The sequence below is a fragment of the Oleiphilus sp. HI0086 genome (genome assembly GCF_001635225.1).
The window spans coordinates 1-1,416 of the sequence record NZ_LWFZ01001013.1; the positions used below are offsets into that span (position 1 = coordinate 1).

Sequence of the window (1,416 nt, forward strand, 5' to 3'; positions counted from 1 at the left end):
TCATCCACGATTCCTATGGATGTGGCCAAATGCACGTATTTCAGTAATGGGTGGCGAACAGGCTGCAGGCGTTCTGGCACAAGTTAAACGAGATAGTTTGGCTAAACGTGGCATCAATTGGTCTGATGAAGAAGAACAAGCACTCAAGCAACCGATTATCGAACAGTTTGAAAAACAGGCACACCCTTATTATGCCAGTGCACGCTTATGGGATGACGGCATAATCGAGCCTAGCGACACTCGAAAAGTTCTTGGCGTCGCAATCTCAGCTAGCCTAAACGCACCAATAGAAGATACCGAGTTTGGCGTATTTAGAATGTAAGTATGAGCGATCACTCAAATTACTCATAAGGTACAATTCAATGAATCAGGATATTAACCATGCAGCCAGCAAGTACTCTTCAATTTGATAAGCAAATCGCCACCCTTTGCTTATCGCGCCCTGAAAAGCACAACGCTTTCGATGACCAGGTAATTACCGAACTACGCGCACATATAAAAACAGTCAACGACTCAGATGCGCGCGTTATGGTACTCAAAGCTGATGGTAAACATTTCTGCGCCGGGGCTGACTTAGCCTGGATGAAACGTATGGCAACGCTAAGTCATGAAGACAACCTTCACGATGCACGCCAACTTGCTGCGCTTATGCAAGAGTTAAACGATCTTAGGATTCCCACAATAGCACGCGTACAAGGAGCCGCCTACGGTGGAGCAATCGGGCTTATCGCGTGCAGCGACATTGCCATCGCCGATGAGAAATCACGTTTCTGTTTAAGCGAAACGAAACTCGGTTTAACACCTGCCACCATCGGGCCTTTTGTTGTTGAAGCCATCGGCCCTCGCATCGCAAAAAGACTATTCTTAACTGCTGAAGTATTTAAGGCTCAAGCAGCAAAGGGTTATCAACTTGTCCATGAAGTTGTAGCAACTGAACAATTAGATGAGCAAGTACAGGCTATTGTTGAACAAATTTTAACAACTGGCCCGCAAGCCAGTATTGCAGCCAAGCAGCTAGTGGCTGACATAGTGCAAGCTCCTGAAGACTTAAGTGAACGCACCAGCCAGCTTATTGCTGACTTACGCGTATCGGAAGAAGGTCAAAATGGATTGAAGGCATTTTTCGATAAGCAGCCAGCTCCNTGGATTAAGAGCAATAAGGAGTAAACACAAGCATGAGTGATCAAGTAAGAATTGTTGAAGTGGGTCCGCGTGACGGGCTACAAAACGAAGCTGGAATCGTAAGCTTGGAAGATAAACTCGCCTTAATCGAACAGCTTGGCAAGGCTGGACTGAAGCAAATAGAGGCCGGTAGCTTTGTTTCACCCAAGTGGGTTCCCCAGATGGCCAGTAGTGCAGAGGTTTTCACAAAGCTAAGTCGCAGAGATGATATCTGTTACTCAGCTCTCACCCCAA

The 1,416-nt window shown here is 46.4% G+C and carries 2 protein-coding genes and 1 pseudogene; all 3 read left to right on the forward strand.

Translation table 11 applies throughout. From position 1 onward, the window contains the following. Positions 1 to 322, forward strand: a 322-nt coding sequence (locus A3756_RS18175; protein WP_304438897.1) for a carboxyl transferase domain-containing protein, incomplete at its 5' end; no start/stop codon positions are given. Between the two features lie 59 nt (positions 323 to 381). After that, positions 382 to 1,167, forward strand: a complete 786-nt coding sequence (locus tag A3756_RS18180; RefSeq protein ID WP_068553299.1) for an enoyl-CoA hydratase-related protein — start codon at positions 382 to 384, stop codon at positions 1,165 to 1,167. 8 nt (positions 1,168 to 1,175) lie between these two features. Continuing rightward, positions 1,176 to 1,416: pseudogene (locus tag A3756_RS18185) on the forward strand (hydroxymethylglutaryl-CoA lyase); the annotation flags it as partial.